General features: G+C 60.4%; 17 protein-coding genes and 1 pseudogene. 10 read left to right on the top strand and 8 right to left on the bottom strand.

The features are described 5' to 3' along the window. The first annotated feature begins 37 nt into the window (after window positions 1-37). The 5 genes from ACPYOI_RS11845 (at window position 38) to ACPYOI_RS11825 (ending at window position 5,532) form a co-directional block, all read left to right on the top strand. Window positions 38-1,051: a carbohydrate ABC transporter permease gene (locus tag ACPYOI_RS11845; protein ID WP_481415073.1), complete on the top strand. Its 1,014-nt coding sequence runs from the start codon at window positions 38-40 to the stop codon at window positions 1,049-1,051. 1 nt (window position 1,052) lies between these two features. Further along, on the top strand, window positions 1,053-2,216 hold the full coding sequence (locus ACPYOI_RS11840) for a carbohydrate ABC transporter permease (RefSeq protein WP_481415072.1): 1,164 nt from the start codon (window positions 1,053-1,055) through the stop codon (window positions 2,214-2,216). Window positions 2,217-2,250: 34 nt separating this feature from the next. Further along, a complete protein-coding gene (gene bglA / locus ACPYOI_RS11835; protein WP_481415071.1) occupies window positions 2,251-3,903 on the top strand; it encodes a beta-galactosidase BglA in 1,653 nt (550 codons plus the stop codon). Between the two features lie 19 nt (window positions 3,904-3,922). Beyond that, window positions 3,923-5,011 (top strand): ABC transporter ATP-binding protein, encoded by a 1,089-nt coding sequence (locus ACPYOI_RS11830; RefSeq protein ID WP_481415070.1) that lies wholly within the window; start codon window positions 3,923-3,925, stop codon window positions 5,009-5,011. 167 nt (window positions 5,012-5,178) lie between these two features. Then, window positions 5,179-5,532 carry a hypothetical protein gene (locus ACPYOI_RS11825; RefSeq protein WP_481415069.1) on the top strand — a complete coding sequence of 118 codons (354 nt, stop codon included), beginning with the start codon at window positions 5,179-5,181 and terminating at the stop codon, window positions 5,530-5,532. A gap of 52 nt (window positions 5,533-5,584) precedes the next feature. Here ACPYOI_RS11825 and edd read toward each other — a convergent pair whose 3' ends face one another. From edd to ACPYOI_RS11800, 5 genes are all read right to left on the bottom strand, one after another. Further along, on the bottom strand, window positions 5,585-7,405 hold the full coding sequence (gene edd / locus ACPYOI_RS11820; RefSeq protein ID WP_481415068.1) for a phosphogluconate dehydratase: 1,821 nt from the start codon (window positions 7,403-7,405) through the stop codon (window positions 5,585-5,587). Window positions 7,406-7,470: 65 nt separating this feature from the next. Continuing rightward, on the bottom strand, window positions 7,471-8,169 hold the full coding sequence (gene pgl / locus ACPYOI_RS11815; protein WP_481415067.1) for a 6-phosphogluconolactonase: 699 nt from the start codon (window positions 8,167-8,169) through the stop codon (window positions 7,471-7,473). Between the two features lie 11 nt (window positions 8,170-8,180). Further along, the gene (gene zwf, locus ACPYOI_RS11810) at window positions 8,181-9,656 is read right to left on the bottom strand and encodes a glucose-6-phosphate dehydrogenase (RefSeq protein WP_481415066.1); all 1,476 of its coding nucleotides are present in this window, start codon (window positions 9,654-9,656) and stop codon (window positions 8,181-8,183) included. Window positions 9,657-9,789: 133 nt separating this feature from the next. Further along, window positions 9,790-11,088, bottom strand: a complete 1,299-nt coding sequence (locus ACPYOI_RS11805) for an NAD(P)/FAD-dependent oxidoreductase (protein ID WP_481415065.1) — start codon at window positions 11,086-11,088, stop codon at window positions 9,790-9,792. Between the two features lie 13 nt (window positions 11,089-11,101). Then, window positions 11,102-12,538: a glutamine synthetase family protein gene (locus ACPYOI_RS11800; protein ID WP_481415064.1), complete on the bottom strand. Its 1,437-nt coding sequence runs from the start codon at window positions 12,536-12,538 to the stop codon at window positions 11,102-11,104. A 115-nt stretch (window positions 12,539-12,653) separates the two neighbouring features. Between ACPYOI_RS11800 and ACPYOI_RS11795 the strand changes: the two genes are divergently transcribed. From ACPYOI_RS11795 to ACPYOI_RS11780, 4 genes are all read left to right on the top strand, one after another. After that, a complete protein-coding gene (locus ACPYOI_RS11795) occupies window positions 12,654-13,841 on the top strand; it encodes a BaiN/RdsA family NAD(P)/FAD-dependent oxidoreductase (protein ID WP_481415063.1) in 1,188 nt (395 codons plus the stop codon). Window positions 13,842-13,994: 153 nt separating this feature from the next. Beyond that, entirely contained in the window at window positions 13,995-14,138 is a 144-nt protein-coding gene (locus ACPYOI_RS11790) for a hypothetical protein (RefSeq protein ID WP_481415062.1), read from the top strand. A 286-nt stretch (window positions 14,139-14,424) separates the two neighbouring features. After that, on the top strand, window positions 14,425-16,959 hold the full coding sequence (locus ACPYOI_RS11785; RefSeq protein WP_481422893.1) for a methyl-accepting chemotaxis protein: 2,535 nt from the start codon (window positions 14,425-14,427) through the stop codon (window positions 16,957-16,959). A gap of 196 nt (window positions 16,960-17,155) precedes the next feature. Next, entirely contained in the window at window positions 17,156-19,000 is a 1,845-nt protein-coding gene (locus tag ACPYOI_RS11780; RefSeq protein WP_481422892.1) for a methyl-accepting chemotaxis protein, read from the top strand. Here the strand turns inward: ACPYOI_RS11780 and ACPYOI_RS11775 are convergent. Next, a complete protein-coding gene (locus ACPYOI_RS11775; protein ID WP_481415059.1) occupies window positions 18,973-19,215 on the bottom strand; it encodes a hypothetical protein in 243 nt (80 codons plus the stop codon). The genes ACPYOI_RS11780 and ACPYOI_RS11775 overlap by 28 nt on opposite strands. Window positions 19,216-19,301: 86 nt before the next feature. Between ACPYOI_RS11775 and ACPYOI_RS11770 the strand changes: the two genes are divergently transcribed. Beyond that, complete coding sequence (locus ACPYOI_RS11770; RefSeq protein WP_481415058.1) at window positions 19,302-20,171, top strand: LysR family transcriptional regulator; 870 nt, start codon at window positions 19,302-19,304, stop codon at window positions 20,169-20,171. Window positions 20,172-20,311: 140 nt separating this feature from the next. On the opposite strand, the gene ACPYOI_RS11765 is transcribed toward ACPYOI_RS11770, so the two are convergent. Together ACPYOI_RS11765 and ACPYOI_RS11760 are read right to left on the bottom strand one after the other, a co-directional pair. Continuing rightward, on the bottom strand, window positions 20,312-20,548 hold the full coding sequence (locus ACPYOI_RS11765; RefSeq protein WP_481415057.1) for an SMc00767 family acetate metabolism repressor: 237 nt from the start codon (window positions 20,546-20,548) through the stop codon (window positions 20,312-20,314). 21 nt (window positions 20,549-20,569) lie between these two features. Then, window positions 20,570-21,009 (bottom strand): annotated as a pseudogene (locus tag ACPYOI_RS11760) (isocitrate lyase); the annotation flags it as partial.

Here is a 21,009-nt window from a genome sequence, read left to right as displayed (position 1 = left end):
GCCTTTCAGGGTCGACAAGTAGCAGGGGGAGGGACGAATGCTGTCGCAGATAGTTTCCGCGTTGGGCGTTGTGATCGTGGCGGTGTTTGCCTGCTCCGCCTATTTCTATTTCTCGAACAAGCTTCTCGATCTGGCGCTACCGGTCAAGGACGGCGACATCCACTCGGCTGCGCGCAACCTGAACCGCCGGGGCATGATTCGCCCCTGGCTGTTTATCGGGCCGGCGTTGTTTCTGCTGATTGTCTATCTCGTCTACCCGGTCATCGCGACGCTCATCCTGTCGTTCTACGATCGCTCAGGCTCGAACTTCGTAGGCTTTGCCAACTATCAGTGGGCGTACAATGACCGCGAATTCCGCCAATCGATCTTCAACAACATCCTCTGGCTCGCCGTCGTTCCGGCCGCCTGCACGTTCTTCGGCCTCGTCATCGCAGTCATGACCGATCGCATCTGGTGGGGGAATATTGCAAAGAGCATCGTCTTCATGCCGATGGCGATCTCCTTCGTCGGCGCGTCGGTCATCTGGAAATTCATCTATGAATACCGCGGCGGCAACGACGTCCAGATCGGCCTTCTCAACGCCATCGTCCAGCTCTTCGGCGGCTCGCCGCAAGTCTGGATCTCCGTTCCCTTCTGGAACAATTTCTTCCTGATGGTGATCCTCATCTGGATCCAGACCGGCTTTGCGATGGTCATTCTCTCTGCCGCCCTTCGCGGCATTCCCGAAGAAACCATCGAGGCCGCTGTGATCGACGGCGCCAACGGCTGGCAGATCTTCTGGCGCATCATGGTGCCGCAAGTCTGGGGCACGATCGCCGTGGTGTGGACCACGATCACCATCCTCGTCCTCAAGGTTTTCGACATTGTTCTCACAATGACGAACGGTCAGTGGGATTCGATGGTGCTCGCCAATCTGATGTTCAACTGGCTGTTCCGCGGCGGTGGCGATTCCGGCCGAAGCGCCGTCATCGCCCTCATCATCATGCTCGCGGTGACGCCGATCATGGTGTGGAACGTCCGCCGTGCGAACCGCGAACTCGGAGGCCACTGAGATGACCTTGTCGGAACGCTTCGTCAGGATTGGCGCGGCTCGTCTCTTCGTTCACTTCTGCGTCCTCCTGATCGTGATCATCTGGCTGATCCCGACGCTCGGCATCTTCGTCAGCGCCGTCCGCGACAAGAACCAGATCGTTGTCTCCGGTTGGTGGACCGCCTTTGCCGGCTCGACGCGCACGGTTGCCGGCCGCGTCGGAACCGCCGACCAGCAGAAACAGGAGGGAGCCGTCTACGTCATTTCCGGCAATCTGCTGGAGGGCCAGGAGGGCCGTTCGCTAACGGCTTTCGGCACGCGCATCCAGCAGCCGTCGGCCTACAAGGCGGGCGAGACCGCTGATCTCGGTGAGGGCCTCAGCCTTCAAGTCAATGAGGACGGCACGTATCGCTTCGTAAAAAGCGCGCCCTTCACGGATGACGATGCCGGCCGCCGCGTCTATCTTGCGGTTTTGACGCCTCCGGAATTCACGCTGCAAAATTACAAGACAGTTCTGACCGGCGAGGGGATCGGCCAATCCTTCATCAACTCTCTGACTGTCACCATCCCCGCGACCATCATCCCGATCCTCATTGCGGCCTTCGCCGCCTATGCGCTGAGCTGGATGGAATTCCCCGGCCGCGCCTTGCTGATCGCCCTCGTCGTCGGCCTTATCGTGGTGCCGCTGCAGATGTCGCTGATCCCGCTGCTGCGTCTCTACAACATGGTGGGTTCGGCTTTCGACGTGCCGTCAAAGACCTATGCCGGCATCTGGCTGGCGCATACTGCTTTCGGCATGCCGCTCGCCATCTATCTGCTGCGCGCCTATATCGCGGGTCTGCCAAGGGAGATTATCGAATCCGCGCGCGTCGATGGCGCAAGCGATTTCGAAATCTTCACCCGCATCGTCTTGCCCCTTTCTTTCCCCGCTCTCGCGTCTTTCGCGATCTTCCAGTTCCTGTGGGTGTGGAACGACCTGCTTGTGGCGATGGTCTTCCTCGGAACCGACCGGCAGCACCTCGTGCTGACCGGCGCGCTGAATGCGCTGCTCGGTTCCCGCGGCGGCAACTGGGAAATTCTAACGGCGTCCGCCTTCGTCACCATCGTCATACCGCTGCTGGTGTTCTTCGGGCTGCAGCGCTATCTGGTGCGCGGGCTGCTTGCGGGTTCGGTCAAGGGTGGCTGATCCAATTGAATATGCATATCCCACAGGAACAAACATGAGCATGCAATCCCAACCTGATTTAACGGTCGACAAGGACTGGTGGCGCGGCGCTGTGATCTATCAGATCTACCCGCGCTCTTTCCAGGATTCGAACGGCGACGGCATCGGCGATCTAAAGGGCATTACCGCCCGCCTGCCGCATGTCGCTGGCCTCGGCGCCGACGCGATCTGGATTTCGCCGTTCTTCACCTCACCGATGCGAGATTTCGGCTACGACGTTTCCGACTACGAGAACGTCGATTCGATCTTCGGCACGCTGGTGGATTTCGACACGATGATCGCCGAGGCCCATCGCCTCGGGATCAAGGTGATGATCGACCTCGTCATCTCGCACAGTTCGGACCAGCACCCCTGGTTCGTCGAAAGCCGTTCCAGCAAGACGAATGCAAAGGCGGACTGGTATGTCTGGGCCGATGCAAGGCCGGACGGCACGCCGCCGAACAACTGGCTGTCGATTTTCGGCGGCTCTGCCTGGGCCTGGGATCCCACCCGCATGCAGTATTACATGCACAACTTCCTGACCTCCCAGCCAGACCTCAACCTGCACAATCTTGAGGTCCAGGACCGGCTGCTCGATGTCGTCCGCTTCTGGCTGAAGCGCGGCGTCGACGGTTTCCGCCTCGACACGATCAACTTCTATTTCCACGACAAGGAATTGCGCGACAATCCCGCGCTGGCGCCGGAACGCCGCAACGCCTCGACCGCGCCGGCAGTCAACCCGTACAATTTCCAGGAACACCTCTACGACAAGAACCGGCCCGAGAACCTGGCGTTCCTGAAGCGCTTTCGCGCCGTTCTGGAAGAGTTTCCGGCAATCGCAGCCGTCGGCGAAGTGGGCGACAGCCAGCGGGGTCTTGAAATCGTCGGCCAATACACGTCCGGAAACGACAAGATGCATATGTGTTATGCCTTCGAGTTTCTTTCTCCCGATCCGCTTGCGCCGGAGCGCGTCGAAGAGGTGATGAAGGATTTCGGTGCTGCTGCCCCCGACGGCTGGGCCTGTTGGGCGTTTTCCAATCACGACGTCATGCGCCATGTCAGCCGCTGGGGCTCGCTCGTTGCGGATCACGACGCCTTCGCGAAGCACTATGCTTCCCTGCTGCTGACGCTGCGTGGTTCCGTCTGCCTCTACCAGGGTGAAGAACTTGGTCTGACGGAAGCTGACCTCGCCTATCAGGACCTGCAGGACCCCTACGGCATCCAGTTCTGGCCGGAATTCAAGGGCCGTGACGGCTGCCGCACGCCGATGGTGTGGGACAGTCAGGTCGCCCAAGGAGGCTTCTCGACCGTCAAGCCGTGGCTGCCGGTGCCGGTCGAGCACATCCTGCGCGCCGTCAGCGTGCAGCAGGGCGACGAGAACTCCGTGCTTGAGCACTACCGCCGCTTCCTCGCCTTCCGGAAGCAGTATCCGGCGTTCGCCAAGGGCGAGATCGAGTTCGAGCCGCCGCAAGGCGAGGCGCTTGTCTTCACGCGCAGATACGGCAACGAACAACTGCTCTGCATTTTCAATATGAGCCCGGCGGAAACCAACGTCACCTTGCCAATGGGAGAATGGCAGGCGCTGACGGGACACGGCTTCACCAGCAACAACTATGGCGACAGGATCGATATTCCGGCTTGGGGGGCGTATTTCGCCCGTCTTGCATAAGGAATCGGGAGGGGATCAGATGACTGGAGTTATGTTAAAGGATATCCGCAAATCCTACGGGGCCGTGGACGTGCTTCACGGCATCGACCTGGAAATCAATCAGGGCGAGTTCATCGTCTTCGTCGGACCGTCCGGCTGCGGCAAGTCCACGCTGCTGCGCATGATTGCAGGCCTCGAGAAGATCACCGGCGGGGAGATGTACATCGATGGCCAGCTCGTCAACGAGGTCCCGCCGTCGAAGCGCGGGATCGCCATGGTGTTCCAGTCCTATGCGCTCTATCCGCATATGACGGTCTTCGACAACATGGCTTTCGGCATGAAGATCGCCGGCGAGAATAAAAGGGAGATCGATCGGCGTGTGAGAGCCGCCGCCGAAACCCTGCAACTCACCAAATTCCTCGACCGCCTCCCCAAGGCGCTTTCCGGCGGCCAGCGCCAGCGCGTGGCCATCGGCCGCGCCATTTGCCGCAATCCGAAAGTCTTTTTGTTCGACGAGCCGCTGTCGAACCTTGACGCAGCGCTGCGCGTGGCGACCCGTATCGAGATTGCCCGCCTTAGTGAGCAGATGGCGGACACGACGATGATCTACGTCACCCACGACCAGGTTGAGGCCATGACGCTAGCGGACAGGATCGTCGTGCTCTCGGCCGGGCACATCGAGCAGGTCGGCGCGCCGCTGGAACTCTATGAGCGTCCGGCAAACCTGTTCGTTGCAAAGTTTATCGGCTCTCCGGCGATGAACATCATTCCCGCCACCATCAGCGAAACCGGCGCCGCGACGAGGGTCACGCTGACCGGCGGCAAGTCCGTCACGCTTGATATTCCGACGGCCGGATCAGAGAAGGACAAAAGAGCAAGTTTCGGAGTCCGCCCGGAAGACCTCCAGGTCGCCGATGGCGATGATTACCTTTTCGAGGGCGAGGTTGCGCTCGTTGAGGCGCTCGGCGAAGTGACGTTGCTTTATATCGAGGGGCTGGTGCCGGGCGAGCCGATCATCGTCAAGATTCCGGGAATAACCGGCATAAAGAAAGGTCAGAAGATGAGGTTCGCCGCCGATCGGTCGAAACTGCATCTTTTCGATGCGGAGGGGTACACTTACAGAAAGTAGGACTACATTGCCGGACTGCTCCTTTCTGCCTTGAGGGATGCGATCATCACCTTCTGTTAAGCAACCGATGCTAGGTTTTTCCCTGTCGTTTTTTAAGGGGAATTAAGGTTGTGGGTGCATCCAATCCATTGCCGCCAGGGCATTTTCTAAACAAGGAAGAATCCTTCATGTACGACCGCGAACAGCGGTTTAGAATGGAGGATACGATGAACGCAGCGCGCATCGAATATACCGAAAAGGGTGTCATGCACATGGCATCCCGCCGCTGCGATATCGTCCGAATCTCGATGAGCAGCGCAACGCTCGCCCTCCTGACGCAGTTCAATCTGCCAAAGCAGTTTTATCTGGATATTCCGGATGCGCGCATCACAAAAGTCGGCTGCATGCTGATGCGGGTAAACGCCAACAACACCATCGAAGTGCGGTTCCTGCGCATGCTGACGCAGAAGGAGATGAACAAGATATTCGTCTACAGCACGCATCCGGCCCATCGCGATTACGTTCTCGACGTTCGCGGCTGATCGGAGCACATTGCACTTGAAAAAGCCCGCGATTGCGTCGCGGGCTTTTTCTTCAGTGGAAGAGGACGGTCGCACCGTGGTCCGAGGCGCCGACGGCCCGGCGGAACGGGGCGAAGAGCTCGCGGCCCATGCCGAATTCGTTGTCGGACAGATCGGCCGTCACCGGCTCACGCTCCGCCATGGTGGCTGCGTCGACGAGGACTTCCAGCGTGCCGCGGACAGCATCGAGGCGGATGATGTCGCCGTCCTGAATACGGGCGATCGGCCCGCCTTCGACAGCTTCCGGCGTGACGTGGATCGCGGCCGGAACCTTGCCCGAAGCACCGGACATGCGCCCGTCGGTGAGGAGCGCAACGTGGAAACCGCGGTCCTGCAACACGCCGAGCGGCGGTGTCAGCTTGTGCAGTTCCGGCATGCCGTTCGCCTTCGGTCCCTGGAAGCGCACGACCGCCATGAAATCACGGTTCAGCTTGCCCTCCTTGAAGGCGTCCTGCAGCTCCTGCTGGCTGTGGAAGACGATGGCGGGCGCCTCGATGATATGGCGGTCCGGCTTTACTGCAGAAATCTTGATGACCGCCTTGCCGAGATTGCCGCGCAGCATCTTCAGGCCGCCATTCGCCTGGAAGGGCGTTTCGATGCTGGCAAGCACCTTGGAATCGTGGCTCTTTTCCGGCGCGGGCTCGCGGACGACAGTGCCGTTGTGTCCCAGGCGTGCGTCGATCGTGTAGGCCTGAAGCCCCTGGCCGACGACTGTGCGCACGTCGTCGTGCAGCATGCCTTTTTTCAGCAGTTCCTTGATGAGGAAGCCCATGCCGCCTGCGGCGTGGAAATGGTTCACGTCCGCCAAGCCGTTCGGGTAGACGCGGGCGAGCAGGGGGATTTCTTCGGAGAGTTCGGCAATGTCCTGCCAGCTGAGCTGGATGCCAGCGGCGCGCGCCATCGCGACGAGATGCAGCGTGTGGTTCGTGGAGCCGCCCGTCGCATGCAGGCCGACGACGCCGTTGACGATGGAGCGTTCATCGATCATCTCGCCGGCCGGCGTGAATTGGTTGCCGAGTGCGGTGATCGCCAGAGCGCGTTTGGCGGCCTCGCGCGTCAGCGCTTCGCGCAAAGGCGTGCCGGGATTGACGAAGGAAGAACCGGGCAGATGAAAGCCCATGATCTCCATCAGCATCTGGTTGGAGTTGGCGGTGCCGTAGAAGGTGCAGGTGCCGGGGCCGTGATAGGACTTGGACTCGGCCTCCAGCAGCTCGGCGCGGCCGACCTTGCCTTCTGCATAAAGCTGGCGAACGCGCGATTTCTCATCGTTCGGCAGCCCGCTCGTCATCGGCCCCGCCGGAACGAAAATCGATGGCAGGTGCCCAAAGGAGAGCGCGGCGATGACGAGGCCGGGCACGATCTTGTCGCACACGCCAAGGAAGAGCGCGGCATCGAACATGTTGTGCGAGAGACCGACGCCGGCAGACATGGCGATCAGATCACGGGAAAACAGCGAGAGCTCCATGCCCGGCTGGCCCTGCGTGACGCCGTCGCACATGGCCGGAACGCCGCCGGCGACCTGGGCAATGCCGCCCGCTTCGGCGGCGGCTTCGCGGATAATCGCTGGATAGGTTTCGAACGGCTGGTGGGCCGAAAGCATGTCGTTATAGGCGGTGATGATGCCGAGGTTGGGCACGCGCTCACCCGCCAGCGCATCCTTCTCGGCGGGGGAACAGACCGCAAAGCCGTGGGCAAGGTTGGCGCAGCCAAGGATCGAGCGCTGGACGCCCTTGGAAGCCGCGGCATGCAGGCGCTCGAGATATCGCTCGCGTGTCGGTTTCGATCTCTCGACAATGCGGGACGTGATCGCAGATATGCGTGCGTTAGCGGACATGGGAGTTATCCTGCCTTGGTTGCTGTTCAAATTGTACGTTCGCGGCTCGGCCCGGAGGCTTGGTCTTACGGAGCCCAGTAGATATCGACCGGCGTCACTGCCCGCCGCAGAACGGCGCGAATTGGCATCTCCGACTCGTCTCCGGCCCCTTCGGCTTTCGTCAGGGCGTCCTTCTTGCCGTTGCCTTCGATATGGAGCACCAGGAGCCCGGCATCCTGGAGGCTGGAGAAGGTGAAGGTCAGCCGAGGCTCGCCGGCACCCTCCGCCTCCATGGAAATGAGGCCACGCGGCGTCGCCGGATCGAGCGCCACGGCAAGGTTGTTGCCGCCGGGAAAGAACGATGCGGTGTGGCCGTCGCCACCCATGCCGAGGATCACCACGTCGAACGGATTGCCGATCGCTTTCGTCTCGACAGTCGCAAGCTTCGCCGCCTCTTCGGCGGAGCCCGCCTTCTGGTAGAGCGGCACGAAGCGCGCCGCTTTCGCCTTGTTCTGCAGCAGATTGTCCGCGACCAGAAGGTGGTTCGAACGATCATTGTCGGCTGGGACCAAGCGCTCGTCGACAAGCGTCGCCGTCACCTTGCCCCAGTCGAGATCGCGGGTAGACAGCTCCTGAAAGAACGCCTTCGGCGTCGAGCCGCCGGACACGGCAATGCTCGCCGCACCGCGCGCGGCGATCGCGGCCGAAAGCCTCTCCACCACCTTGTCCGCAAGGCTGCGGGCAAGATCTGCGGCATTGGCAAAAGCATGCATGGTCGCGGCCATCGCTAGTGCTCCTAAATGTTGTCGTGCCAGGTGCGGCCGTCACGCTCGATAAGCGCAATGGCTTGGCTCGGGCCCCAGGTGCCAGCGGTGTAGCCCTGAACGAGCTGGCCGGTCGTTTCCCAACCCTTGAGAATCGGATCGACCCACTGCCAAGCGGCCTCGACCTCGTCGCGGCGCATGAAGAGTGTCTGGTTGGAGCGGATAACGTCCATCAGCAGGCGCTCGTAGGCGTCCGGATTGCGCACATGGAACGCTTCCGCAAAGCTCATGTCCAGAGAGACGTTGCGCAGGCGCATGCCGCCTGGGCCAGGGTCCTTGATCATCAGCGACTGCTTGACGCCCTCATCCGGCTGCAGCCGGATGATGAGCTGGTTCTGGCTGATGCGTCCGGCCGCCTGATCAAAGATTGCGTGCGGGATCGGCTTGAACGTGATGACGATTTCCGACACGCGGCCAGCGAGCCGCTTGCCGGTGCGGATGAAGAACGGAACGCCTGCCCAGCGCCAGTTGTTGATCTCGGCCTTGATGGAAACGAAGGTTTCGGTGTTGGATACGCCGCCCTCAAGCTCTTCGAGGTAGCCCTTGACAGGGCCGCTGCCGGAAGCCCCGGCGCGGTATTGCCCGCGAACGGTCACCTGTTCGACGTTGGAGGCATCGATCGGCTTCAGGGCGCGCAGCACCTTCAGCTTCTCGTCGCGAACCGCTTCGGAATCCATCGATCCCGGAACTTCCATGGCGGTGAGGCAGAGAAGCTGCAGAATGTGGTTTTGCACCATGTCACGCAATGCGCCGGCGGTGTCGTAGTAACCGGCGCGGCCCTCGAGGCCGACAGCCTCGGCAACGGTGATCTGCACGTGATCGATGTAATTGGCGTTCCACAGCGGCTCGTAAAGGGCGTTTGCAAAGCGCAGCGCCATCAGGTTCTGCACCGTTTCCTTGCCGAGATAATGGTCGATGCGGAAGATCTGCTCTTCCTTGAAGACGCGGCCGATTGTGTCGTTCAGCAACCGTGCCGAGGAAAGATCACGGCCGATGGGCTTTTCGACGACGATACGCGACGCCTTCGTGATCAGCTTGTGCTCGGCAAGCTTCTGCGAGATGTCGCCAAAGATCGCCGGCGCGACGGCGAGATAGAAAGCGCGGTCGCGATCCTTGCCTTCATCGAGCAGCTTCTTGAGCTGATCCCACCCGGCGTCCGACCGTGCATCGACGGGAACGTAGTGGAGGCGCCGGCAGAATTTTTCGACCTCTTCCTCGTTATATTCGCCCTTTTTGAGATGCTCCTTGAGGGCATCCTGCGCGAACTTCCGGTATTCGTCATTGGAAAGCGGGCTGCGCGAAGCGCCGATAATGCGTGTCGGCTCGGTGAACTGAGCCTCAATCTGGCGATGATAAAGGGCAGGAAGGAGCTTGCGCTCGGCAAGGTCGCCGCTGCCGCCGAAGACGACGCAGTCGAAGGGTTCAACGGGAATGATCTGGCTGCTCATGAGCTTTTCTCTCAATCAGGCTGGTTGCGGCCTTTTAATCTAATCGATTTAAAAAAGCCAGCGTTCGATGCGATGAATTTGTCGGCTCCCGGTTTTAGAGCGAATTGCCCAACGAGGAAATCCCGCAATCGCGTTAAAACTTATCCCGTAGCGCAAACCATGACAAAGCCAGGAACAGCAGTGGTGCGCGCATTGTCGCACCCCCGGGGAACGCCGGGATATCGAGTGACTTGAAGAGCTCGAGATCGGCCGACTTTCCCAGTACTGTTTCTGCATAAAGTTTGCCGCAGTAATTTGACAACATCACTCCATGGCCCGAATAACCACCGATCGAGGTAACGCCCGGCATGACTTCGCGCACAAAGGGCTGGCGCGGCATCGTTATGCCGACGGAACCGCCCCAGGCATGAGTGATTTCGATCTCCTCGAGAGCTGGGTAGATCTCGGCGATCTGGCGCCGGATATGTTTGCTGATATCGCGCGGGTTGTCTGAGGTGTACGCCTCGCGGCCTCCGAAGAGCAGCCTTCCGTCCCTCGATTTTCGGAAATAGCGCACGACGAAACGCGAGTCCGCGACGGCCTCGCCGCCGGGAAGCACGGCTGGATATTGGTCAAGCGGCACGGTAGCGCCGATGAAGGAGCGGATCGGCATGACATGGCTTGCCGTCACCGGCTCCAGATTGCCGATATAGCCGTTGCATGCGATCAGCGCACGGTCGGCGTTGATCAGGCCTCTCGGCGTTTCGATCGTCACCTTGCCGCTGCCTTGACGGATGGCCGTCGCCTTGGTCATTTCGAAAAGCTCAGCCCCGGCATTGGCCGCAACGCGCGCCAGCCCGATCAACAATTTCAGCGGATGAATATGACCGGTGCCCGTATCGCGCACGCCGCAGTAGTAGCGCTTCGAGCCGAGACGCTCCTGCGTCTCCTCCGCATCCATGAAACGCAGATGCGGATAGTCGTAACGCAGGGCGGCGATTTCCGCGTTCTCGGAATAGAAACGCTTGTAGCTCGCCTTATGCGAGACATTCATCTGGCCCGGCATGAACTCGATATCGATCTGATGCTCGTTCGCGAAGTCGAGGAGATGTCTCTTGGCGGCTTCGGCAAGGTCGAAGAGCGCCTTGGAACGCTCGTGACCGATCTTCTCTTCAAGTTCCTCCGGCCACGCGCGCTGGCCGGTGCCAAGCTGTCCGCCGTTGCGGCCGGATGCCCCGTCGCCGAAGCGGCAGGCATCGATCAGTACAACCGAAACGCCGGCTCTTGCCAGGTTGTAAGCCGCCTGCAAACCGGTATAGCCGCCGCCGACGATGGCGACGTCGCATGTCTTCGACCCATCGAGCTCGGGATAGGTCGGCCGCTCGCCCACCGTTGCCTGATACCAGGAAACGCCGGGCGCGATTGGGCTCTGCCAGTTCTCTTGCACCGTCATGAGGCGGGCCTCCTCATACGTTGAGCAGCAGGAATTCGCGTTCCCAGGGGCTGATCACCTGCATGAAGGTCTCGAATTCGCCTCGCTTCACGCCAGCATAGAGGCCGATGAATTCCTCGCCGAACACCTCCTCGAATGCCGGCTCGTCTTCCAGCAGAGCCACGGCCTCGAGCAGGCCCCTGGGAAGGTCGATAGACCCCTCGTTGGCCGCGTCTTCGGTCGGTGCCGTGGGCTCGATCTCCTTCATGATGCCGAGGAGGCCCGAAGCCAGTGAGGCGGCGAGCGCCAGATATGGGTTCGCATCGGAACTCGGCAGACGGTTTTCCACGCGTCGCGCCTGCGGATCGGAAACCGGAACGCGGAATGCCGTCGTGCGGTTGTCGTAGCCCCAGGCGTTGTTGACCGGGCAGGACATGTTCGGTGCAAGGCGCCGGTAGGAATTGACGTAGGGCGCCAGCATCACAAGTGCGCTCGGCACGTATTTCTGCATGCCGCCGATGAAGTGGAAGAATTGTTTCGAAGCCGATCCGTCGGGATTGGAAAATACGTTCTTGCCGGTCTCGATATTGACGACCGACTGATGGATATGCATCGCCGAGCCTGGCTGGCCCTGCATCGGCTTCGCCATGAACGTCGCGTAGATATCGTGCTTCAACGCAGCCTCACGGATGGTGCGCTTGAACATGAAGACCTGGTCGGCAAGCTCGATCGGGTTGCCGTGGCGCAGGTTGATCTCAAGCTGCGCCGGGCCTTCTTCATGGATCAGCGTGTCGATCTCGAGGCCCTGCTTCTCGGAGAAGTGATAGATATCGTCGATCAGTTCGTCGAATTCGTTGATGCCGGCGATCGAGTAGCCCTGACCGCCGAGGATGGAGCGGCCGGAACGGCCTTTCGGCGGCCGCAGCGGATAATCGGGGTCATCGTTGTTGGCGACCAGATAGAATTCGATCTCTGGTGCGACGACCGGCTTCCAGCCGCGTTCCGCATATAGCCCCATGATCCGCTTGAGGAGGTTGCGCGGCGTATAGGGAACTTCCTCGCCTTCCGAATTGACGATATCGCAGATCACCTGCGCCGTCGGATCTGTCTCCCATGGAACCACGGAGAGCGTCGAAAGATCAGGCATCAACTTGAGGTCGCTGTCGCGCGGCTCGTAACGGAAGCTTTCGGTCTCCTCCGGATATTCACCGGAGATTGTGTGCCGGTAGATCGCCGAGGGTAAGGCGAGCGACGTATTCGAGGTAAATTTCGAGGTCGGCATCATCTTGCCGCGCGGAACTCCGGCGAGGTCCGGGGTGATGCATTCGATGTCCTCGATACCACGTGCGCGAAGCCACTGCGCCGCTTCCTTCCAGTTTGCCACACCGCGCGAAGATCCGGGATCCGGAGGAATTTTCGTGGAGGCAGGCACGTTTCTGGCAGGCTTCAGCGTAGTCTTTTTTGGTGACATGACACACATGTTCGCGTTGATCGAAAGGCCATCATAACCGGAGTTTGGCAATTGGCGAGAGGTGGCGTTGACTTTCGCCGTCTGATGGAAAAAGAAGGCGCCTTCGCAGAGGAAAATGGGTTTGAGACGCAAGAGCGACGTGATCGTGATAGGCGCGGGCGCCGCCGGAATGATGTGCGCCATCCGCGCCGGGCAACGCGGCCGCTCGGTCGTCGTGCTCGATCACGCGAAGGCGCCGGGCGAGAAGATCCGGATCTCGGGCGGCGGGCGCTGCAACTTTACCAATGTCAACGCCGGCCCGAAGAACTTCCTTTCGGCGAACCCGCACTTCTGCAAATCCGCACTCGCACGCTTCAGCCCGGCCGAGTTCATCGCCATGGTCGATCGGCACGGAATCTCCTGGCACGAAAAGACGCTCGGCCAGCTCTTTTGCGATGATAGCGCCAAGGACATCATCCGGATGCTGCTCGACGAGATGAGAGCTGCGGGTGCTGAGCTGCAACTGCAGACTGAGATACAGGCTGTCGAAAAAAGCGGTGACGGTTTTCGGATCCGGACCTCCGATGGCGAACATGAATGCGCCGCGCTCGTCGTGGCGACCGGCGGCAAATCGGTTCCGAAGATGGGCGCGACGGGTTTTGCCTACCGCATCGCCGAGCAATTCGGGCTGGGTCTTGTCGAAACCCGCCCGAGCCTCGTGCCGCTGACCCTCGATCCGATCTTGCTGGAAAGCATTGCTGCGCTTTCGGGCATCTCGGCACCTTCCGAAATCCGGCATGGAAAAACCGGCTTTCGCGAGGCGCTGCTCTTTACCCACCGCGGCCTCAGCGGACCGGCAATCCTCCAGATCTCGTCCTATTGGCGCGAGGGAGACGAGATCGCCGTCCATATCGAGCCTGATGTGGATCTGCTGCTGCATCTGAAGAAAGCCAAGCAGGAGAACGGCCGCCAGTCGGCACAGACGGCACTCGGCGAAATCCTGCCGAAACGGCTGGCACAATATGTGACGGAGCGGGAAGGCATCTCGGGCAAGATGGCCGACCTTGCCGACAAGGCACTCGCCCGCCTTTGCGATGCCGTGCAGAACTGGAAGATCAAGCCGTCCGGCTCGGAAGGCTATCGCACGGCCGAAGTGACGCTTGGAGGCATCGATACTTCTGGGCTCGATTCCCGGACGATGCAGGCGAAGGGCGTGCCCGGCCTCTATTTCATCGGCGAATGCGTCGACGTCACCGGATGGCTTGGCGGCTATAACTTCCAGTGGGCCTGGGCTTCGGGCTTTGCCGCTGGCGAATCCTTATAGATAGGCACGGATCTGGAGAAAGAGATTCAAGACTTCTTAAGAAGGGTGCGCCATCGTGTCCCAATGGTGGTTTGGAAAGAGCTTCCTAAATTAAGCTTTACCGGCAAGCCATTTTAGTGGATTGTTGAGTTATGAAGGAAGTGAGGTTCTCGCATGAACAGGAACACACGACGCGCCCGCGCCATTGCAATCGCTCAGGCCAAGCCTGATACAAAGCTCGTCACCCTCCGCTTTCTGATGCTCGCGACCGGCGCAACCGCAGCCGTGATCGCATTTCTGATCTCTCACGCGATCTGATCTCTTCCATCCTATTTCACGAAGAGCGTTTGCCTGCCGCAGTGCTTATTTATGCTTGCCCGCGGCATACCTGATCCCGCCTTAAGCGCTTATCCGAATATTAATAGATGTTCGGTCAGAATTGCCGATGAATATTGGGCGTTTCCTTCTTACGGAAGCGTATTGGCAATGACTGCCGCCTGATCCGTCGGGTTCCCAGAGTCCACAAGAAATCAGCTCGAGATGCACTCGGCAGGCGCTGTCGTCAGGCCTGCGGGAGGAGTGTGTATGGAAGGCCGGAACCGACATGTTTATTGACAAGATCCTTTCGCGCTTCAAGATCAAGACCAAGGTACTTATCTTCGTTCTGCCCTTTGTGATCAGCATTTCCGCGGTTGGCCTGACTGGCCTTTACGCGTCGGGACTTCTGCAAGGGCGCATGGAGATATCGAACAGCGTTCTGCAGTCGCTGAGCGGATTCAAGGATCTCTACGGTTCGATGGACGACTTCCTGCGCACGGCAAATGAGAAGTCGCGCGACAAGCTGCTTGCCGACCTCCAGACACAAGAGGGCGTGCTGGACGCGACGCTCGCGCAGATCGGCGAAGATGCTTCCGGTCGTGAAAGCCTCGCGGAAGCTGCGCGGCGCACGAAGGATGTGTCCGATGTCGTCGGCAAACTCTGGGCTCTTCACGAACAGGAAGTCGCCCTCCATAAGGCCATCGACAAGTCGCAAAAGAACCTGGTCAACACCCGCTTCATGGTTTCCTATCAAGCTGAGGAGCTTCAGACGAAAGTCCGGCGTGATGAGACTGCGGCGACGACCATTCTCCGCACCGCCGATCATCTTCTCAAGGGGGGTGATTTCCTCGGCGGCATCGCCACCGATTTCAACAAGGCGGCAACGACACAGGACAAGATCGACTACATCAAGAAGCAGCTACCGGGCATGACGGATGCCCAGCGCCTCATCTCTATTTCCGTGCCGGGCAGCCAGAAGAGCGTGGTCGATACCATCGCTTCGACGATCAAGGATATAAAGACGCTTTCCGAGACGGCTGCGCCGACCGACGAAACAGTCGCGGACCTCAACCGTCTGGTCTCCCGCTTCCGCCAGACCTCCACCTATACGCAGCTGACGGCAACGCAGAAGATGCGTGATGCCACGCAGCAGTTTGCCGAGCTCGACGGACGTATCGCTCAGGCTAACTCGGTTCTCGAAGACACCCGCACGCTGGAAAACGCCGTCTATGCGCTGCAGATCGCCCTTTCCGATTTCCTCGGGAATTCCAGCAAGGACAATCTGGTAGCGCTGCAGCAGGCGATCGACGGCCTGGACAAGGACATTGAAGTTCTGGCGGCCAGCGCCAAAGGGATGGGTTTCGCCGAGGGCATCTCCGGGGCGATCAAGCCTGAGCTCGCCAACATTTCTTCGAGCGGCACGAAGATCGTCGATACAATCAGCCAGCGTGTCGGCGCTTATGCGGCAGCACGCCAGGAACTCGACGATATCTGGATGAAGCTTACCGATTTCGCCGAGCTTCAGAAGCAGACGGCCGGTACGGAGCGCACTCAGGCAAACAGTATCTCGGTTCTCACGACCGGGCTCGGGATTCTGCTTTCCATCATCGGCGGCATTGCGCTGGTGCTGACGCTGCAGCGCCCAATCGGCCAGATCACTGCCGCAATGCGCCGCATCGCCGATGGTGCGCTGGACACGAATATCTCCGGCGAGCAGCGCCATGACGAAATCGGCGACATGGCGCGCGCCCTCGGCATCTTCAAGGAAAATGCGATCTCCAAGATCCGCATCGAAGAGCAGAGCGACGAAGAGCGTCAGGCCGCCGAACACGAGCGCCAGCGCAACGATGCCGAAAAGCGCGAGATGGACCGCCAGATAGAATTCGCGGTCAACGAACTCGCCGCCGGTCTCGAGCGCATGTCGCAGGGCGATATCTCGACGACGATCGACACGCCCTTCATCGGCCGTCTCGAACAGCTACGCGAAGACTTCAACGGCTCGATGCTGCGCCTCCAGGCGACCATGAGCCAGATCCGCGACAACGTCGAAATGATCCAGGGCAACGGCAACCAGATGGCCCAGTCGGCCGAAGATCTTGCCAGGCGCACGGAACAGCAAGCCGCTTCGCTCGAAGAAACGGCTGCGGCTGTCGATGAGATCACCGTTACGGTCCGCTCTTCCGCGGAACGGGCTAAGGATGCCGACCAGATCGTCCGCCAGGCAAAACGCAGCGCCGATGACTCGGCCACCGTCGTCAGCAAGGCGATCGACGCCATGGGCCGCATCGAGGAAGCCTCCCGCCAGATCGAGCAGATCATCGGCGTCATCGACGAGATCGCCTTCCAGACCAACCTTCTGGCGCTGAACGCCGGTATCGAAGCCGCGCGAGCCGGCGAAGCGGGCAAGGGCTTTGCAGTCGTCGCCATGGAAGTCCGTGAACTCGCCCAGCGCTCCGCCGCTGCTGCCCAGGAGATCAAGGGCTTGATCAACAAGTCGACGACCGAAGTCAGCTCCGGTTCGCACTCGGTTCAGGAAACCGGCACGGTCCTCGCAAAGATCAGCGAGCAGATCGTCACCATCAGCCAGCATGTCGAGATGATCGCCCGCGCAAGCCACGACCAGTCGAGCGCATTGCAGGAGGTAAATTCGACTGTCAATCAGATGGATCAAATGACCCAGCAGAATGCCGCGATGGTCGAAGAAACGACGGCAGCAAGCCGCGAACTTGCCAGCCAGGCGGATGCGCTTCTCCACCTCGTGCAGCAGTTCAAGATCGACGGCGAAGGCATCGCCGAGACAGCGATGTACCGCGCGGCGTGAACCGCCTAATCAAGCCAGTCGAAAGCGGCTCCGTCTCGGGGCCGCTTTTGTTTTGCGTATGATCGGCCCCGTTGAGGGAACAGTCTCGGCGACCGCCGAAGGATGCTGCCTTTGATATGCAAGCGATCCCCGTTAAGGAAAATTTTCCTTAACGCTTTTCCCTTAAATTTGAGGGAGTTCATGGCGGGAGATTTTTATGCCGCGTTTCTTTTCGACGTCCATCGTGCGTCAGGTAGTTGCGATCACGCTCGCATTGCTTGCCGGCAGCACCGCGGCGATCGTCGCCGTCACCTACTACAATCTCAGCCGTTACGTCATGGAGAGCGCCGTCTCGGATGCCAAGGGAGCGAGCCGCACGATGGCCGTACTCTATGGCGCAGCGGACGCGGGCGCGGCTATCGGCGTGAGGGACGATGAACTCTTCTCGGTCACGGAAGATGCCATTCCCGAACTCAAGGATCATGCTCTGGTCGATCGCACGGCCCAGTCGATCGCAGGCGTCGCCACGATTTTTCAGAAGCAAGGCACGGACTATGTCCGCGTTTCGACCAACGTGAAGAAGGAAGACGGCAGCCGCGCCGTCGGGACCAAGCTTGCCGCCGATCACCCGGCGCAACCGGTTCTTTCCCAGGGGAAAACCTACTACGGCCCGGCACAGCTCTTCGGCCGCAATTTCATGACCGGTTACTTCCCGGTCAGGAGTGCGGCGGGCGCCAATGTCGGTATCCTCTTCATCGGCATTCCGATGGAAGTCTATTACGCCCGGCTCAATCATCTGCAGGCTCTGGTCGTCGGAGTGGGCGCTGCGGTGATGTTGCTTGTCGGCGTGCTGGCCTTCTTCGCGATCCGATCGTCCGTCAAGCCGCTGCTTGGGCTAACGAACACCGTTCACGCGATCTCCGCAGGTAAGCTCGACGGCACGATACCCTGCGTTGAGAAGAAGAACGAATTCGGCGAGATCGGCCGCGCGCTGGAAGCTTTCCGCGATAGCGCCAGGGCCCGGCAGGAGCTCGAGACCCAGGCTGCCGAACAACGGGCGCTGAGCGAAGCTGAGCGTGCCCGCAACGACGCCGATAAGCGTTCGCTCGACGGTCAGATCGACTTTGCGGTCAACCAGCTCGCAGCGGGCCTCGGACGTCTCGCCCGGGGGGATGTCTCGCAGACGATCGAGACGCCTTTTGTCGGCCGGCTCGAACGGCTTCGCGTCGATTTCAACGCGTCGCTCGTCCGCCTGCAGGATACCCTGGTTCAAATTCGCGATAACGCCAATGCCATCCAGCGCAACAGCGGTGCGATGCTGACCTCCGCCGGCGAGCTTTCCAAGCGCACGGAAGCACAGGCGGCGAGCCTGGAAGAAACCGCCGCTGCCGTCGAAGAGATCACCGTGACCGTACGTTCGTCCGCTGAGCGTGCCCGCGAAGCAAACAATGCCGTTGCCGTGACGAAGAAGACGGCGGACAGCTCCGGCGCCGTCGTCAGCGATGCCGTTGCCGCCATGGGCCGCATCGAGCAGGCTTCGCAGCAGATCGAGCAGATCATCGAAGTCATCGATGACATTGCCTTTCAGACGAATCTTCTGGCGCTTAACGCCGGTATTGAAGCCGCGCGCGCCGGAGAGGCAGGCAAGGGCTTCGCGGTGGTAGCTCAGGAAGTCCGCGAACTGGCGCAGCGCTCGGCCGAGGCCGCGCGGGAGATTAAGGGCCTGATCGAGAAATCCAGCCAGGAGGTCACGGCGGGCTCGGCGCTGGTGCAGAAGACAGGCAGCGTGCTCGCTTCGATCAGCCAAGAGATTATCGCGATCAGCAAGCATGTCGAGACGATCGCCACCGCAAGCCAGGATCAGTCTGCAGCGCTGCAGGAGGTCAATGGTTCCGTCAACGCTATGGATCAGATGACGCAGAAGAATGCCTCGATGGTCGAGGAGACAACCCAGGCCAGCCGCCAGCTCGCCGACGAGGCCGATCTGCTGATGAGCCTATTGCATCAGTTTAGGATCGAAGGATCGCGACAGGCTCAGGGCCGGATGAGGCAGGCGGCCTGACTGGGCTCGCAGCTTGAGGTAATGGTGGAGGATCGCGCCGGCGACGCGCGGTTCTCTTTCTCTTTTGGGCCGATCCTTGCGAGCCACGCAGCAAAGCGCGCGACAAGCGAGTTTCCAAACTCTTCGTAGAAATCGTTCTCGCTTCGTGCGCGCCGGTGGATTGGCAGGCCGTGTGAGGCCGCGAGGAGATTTGCGACGGTGATCTGGTCGATCATGTGATGTCCTCCGTTCAAGACATCCCTTCAACTACACACCAAAAATCGCTTCATAAACAACTAAAATCCGATTATGTTTTTCACCAATGAAAAACACTCCATGGGATTCCTATCAGCTTTTTCTGGAGGTCGCTCGCCTTGGGGGGCTGACCGGAGCAAGTTCGGCAAGCGGTCTGAGCCCTGCTACCATCGGCCGGCGCATGCTTGAACTGGAGCAGGAAACGGGGCGGACGCTCTTCGGTCGCAGTCAGACCGGCTACCGCCTGACAGCCGATGGCCAGATGCTCGTCGATCACCTTCAGGAGATGGAGGCGGCCGCGCGGAAAGTGGATGCCTGGCGCCAGGCCGGCGAGGGCGGCACGACGGTGAAGATCGCAGCCGGTACATGGGTGGCCTGGCTGCTGACCGAGAATTTCTCCGCGATCCGAACGCCCGCCGATGGTTTCCACATCGCACTGACGATCGGCGAGACGCGGGCAAATCTTGCCTACCGCGAGAGCGACATCGGTATGCGTGCTTTCGAACCGGACGAATCCAATCTTGCCGCGCGGCGCCTTGGCGACGTCGCCTATGCCGTTTATGTCCGGCGCAATGCCGGCGAGGTGGAGAACCGATGGATCGCGGTAGCCGAGGGCGACGCCATTTCCGCCTATCTTCGCTGGCCTTACCGTCATGCGTCGGAATCCATAGTGGCGACGGTCAATAGGCCTCGTTCGCTCCCGGATCTCGTTCGTGCGGGCGCGGGGAAGGCGGTCCTGCCTTGTTTTGTCGGTGATCTCGACACAGATCTGCAGCGGCATGGCGGCGAACTGACAGAGCTGCGGCATGGGCAGTGGATCGTGATGAACAACGAGGACCGACACCGCCCGGAAATCCGCACGGTGGCCGACCGAATAACGAAGCTGCTGAAAAGCTACTCCGATCTTTTCGCGGGAAAACGCGCCACCCGCAGCTAGGTCGATGACAACAGCAGCAATGGCTTCGGAGGGGATCCGTGATCCCCAATGAGCGGATACTTATTATGCTGCCCTTAGGACGGGAACAGTTACGTCGAGTGATGCAGATGGCGGCGCTGCAGGCGCCGCCATCTCGAATTTTACGTCCGGTTGGCGACGATAACCGGGATCAGCAGATCGCCCCAATTGCCGTTGCCGCCATGGTGGCGGGCGGAGCGCACGAGCTCGACGGATACCCCCGCCTCAACTGCCTGCATGACGGCATGGTTCAGACGGTGCAGGTCATTTGCGAGCATGCGGATCATGGCCTGCTGATCGGCGCTCATGCTGGACGACTGTTCTTCCGCTCTTTCGCGGACACGTGCGATGGAAGCCATGTCTTTTCTCCTTCGGTATGGCTACTCGGCTGCGGGTTTGAACTGGGCATGTTCTGTCGATTCTTTCATCGCCGTGGTCGAGGACCGGCCGCCGGTGATCGCGAGCGACACGGCGTCGAAATAGCCCGTACCGACTTCGCGCTGATGCTTGGTCGCAGTATAGCCGTGCGCCTCGGCGGCGAACTCGGCCTGCTGCAGCTCCGAATAGGCCGACATCTGCCGGTCCTTGTAGCCGCGTGCCAGCTCGTACATGCCGAAGTTCAGCTGATGAAAACCGGCGAGCGTGATGAACTGGAACTTGTAGCCCATGGCGCCAAGCTCCCGCTGGAACCTCGCGATCGTCGCGTCGTCAAGGTTCTTCTTCCAGTTGAAGGATGGCGAGCAGTTATAGGCAAGAAGCTTGCCGGGATAGGCATTGTGCACGCCTTCTGCAAAGCGCCGCGCCTGCTCCAGATCCGGTT

It is taken from the genome of Rhizobium sp. SVR5-2C (assembly GCF_056755115.1).
Note: the sequence above shows the minus strand (reverse complement) of the source record. Positions and strands in the feature narration are given on the sequence as shown.

Excerpts from the sequence above, each read along its gene's own strand:
- pgl (WP_481415067.1), bottom strand. The coding sequence starts at position 8,169 with ATGGCCGCGACCATGCATGCTTTTGCCAATGCCGCAGATCTTGCCCGC.
- ACPYOI_RS11805 (WP_481415065.1), bottom strand. The coding sequence starts at position 11,088 with ATGACGGTGCAAGAGAACTGGCAGAGCCCAATCGCGCCCGGCGTTTCC.
- ACPYOI_RS11840 (WP_481415072.1), top strand. The coding sequence starts at position 1,053 with ATGACCTTGTCGGAACGCTTCGTCAGGATTGGCGCGGCTCGTCTCTTC.
- ACPYOI_RS11765 (WP_481415057.1), bottom strand. The coding sequence starts at position 20,548 with ATGGCTTCCATCGCACGTGTCCGCGAAAGAGCGGAAGAACAGTCGTCC.
- ACPYOI_RS11785 (WP_481422893.1), top strand. The coding sequence starts at position 14,425 with ATGTTTATTGACAAGATCCTTTCGCGCTTCAAGATCAAGACCAAGGTA.
- ACPYOI_RS11775 (WP_481415059.1), bottom strand. The coding sequence starts at position 19,215 with ATGATCGACCAGATCACCGTCGCAAATCTCCTCGCGGCCTCACACGGC.
- ACPYOI_RS11825 (WP_481415069.1), top strand. The coding sequence starts at position 5,179 with ATGTACGACCGCGAACAGCGGTTTAGAATGGAGGATACGATGAACGCA.
- ACPYOI_RS11770 (WP_481415058.1), top strand. The coding sequence starts at position 19,302 with ATGAAAAACACTCCATGGGATTCCTATCAGCTTTTTCTGGAGGTCGCT.
- ACPYOI_RS11790 (WP_481415062.1), top strand. The coding sequence starts at position 13,995 with ATGAACAGGAACACACGACGCGCCCGCGCCATTGCAATCGCTCAGGCC.
- edd (WP_481415068.1), bottom strand. The coding sequence starts at position 7,405 with ATGTCCGCTAACGCACGCATATCTGCGATCACGTCCCGCATTGTCGAG.
- ACPYOI_RS11795 (WP_481415063.1), top strand. The coding sequence starts at position 12,654 with ATGGGTTTGAGACGCAAGAGCGACGTGATCGTGATAGGCGCGGGCGCC.
- bglA (WP_481415071.1), top strand. The coding sequence starts at position 2,251 with ATGAGCATGCAATCCCAACCTGATTTAACGGTCGACAAGGACTGGTGG.
- zwf (WP_481415066.1), bottom strand. The coding sequence starts at position 9,656 with ATGAGCAGCCAGATCATTCCCGTTGAACCCTTCGACTGCGTCGTCTTC.
- ACPYOI_RS11800 (WP_481415064.1), bottom strand. The coding sequence starts at position 12,538 with ATGTCACCAAAAAAGACTACGCTGAAGCCTGCCAGAAACGTGCCTGCC.
- ACPYOI_RS11830 (WP_481415070.1), top strand. The coding sequence starts at position 3,923 with ATGACTGGAGTTATGTTAAAGGATATCCGCAAATCCTACGGGGCCGTG.
- ACPYOI_RS11780 (WP_481422892.1), top strand. The coding sequence starts at position 17,156 with ATGCCGCGTTTCTTTTCGACGTCCATCGTGCGTCAGGTAGTTGCGATC.
- ACPYOI_RS11845 (WP_481415073.1), top strand. The coding sequence starts at position 38 with ATGCTGTCGCAGATAGTTTCCGCGTTGGGCGTTGTGATCGTGGCGGTG.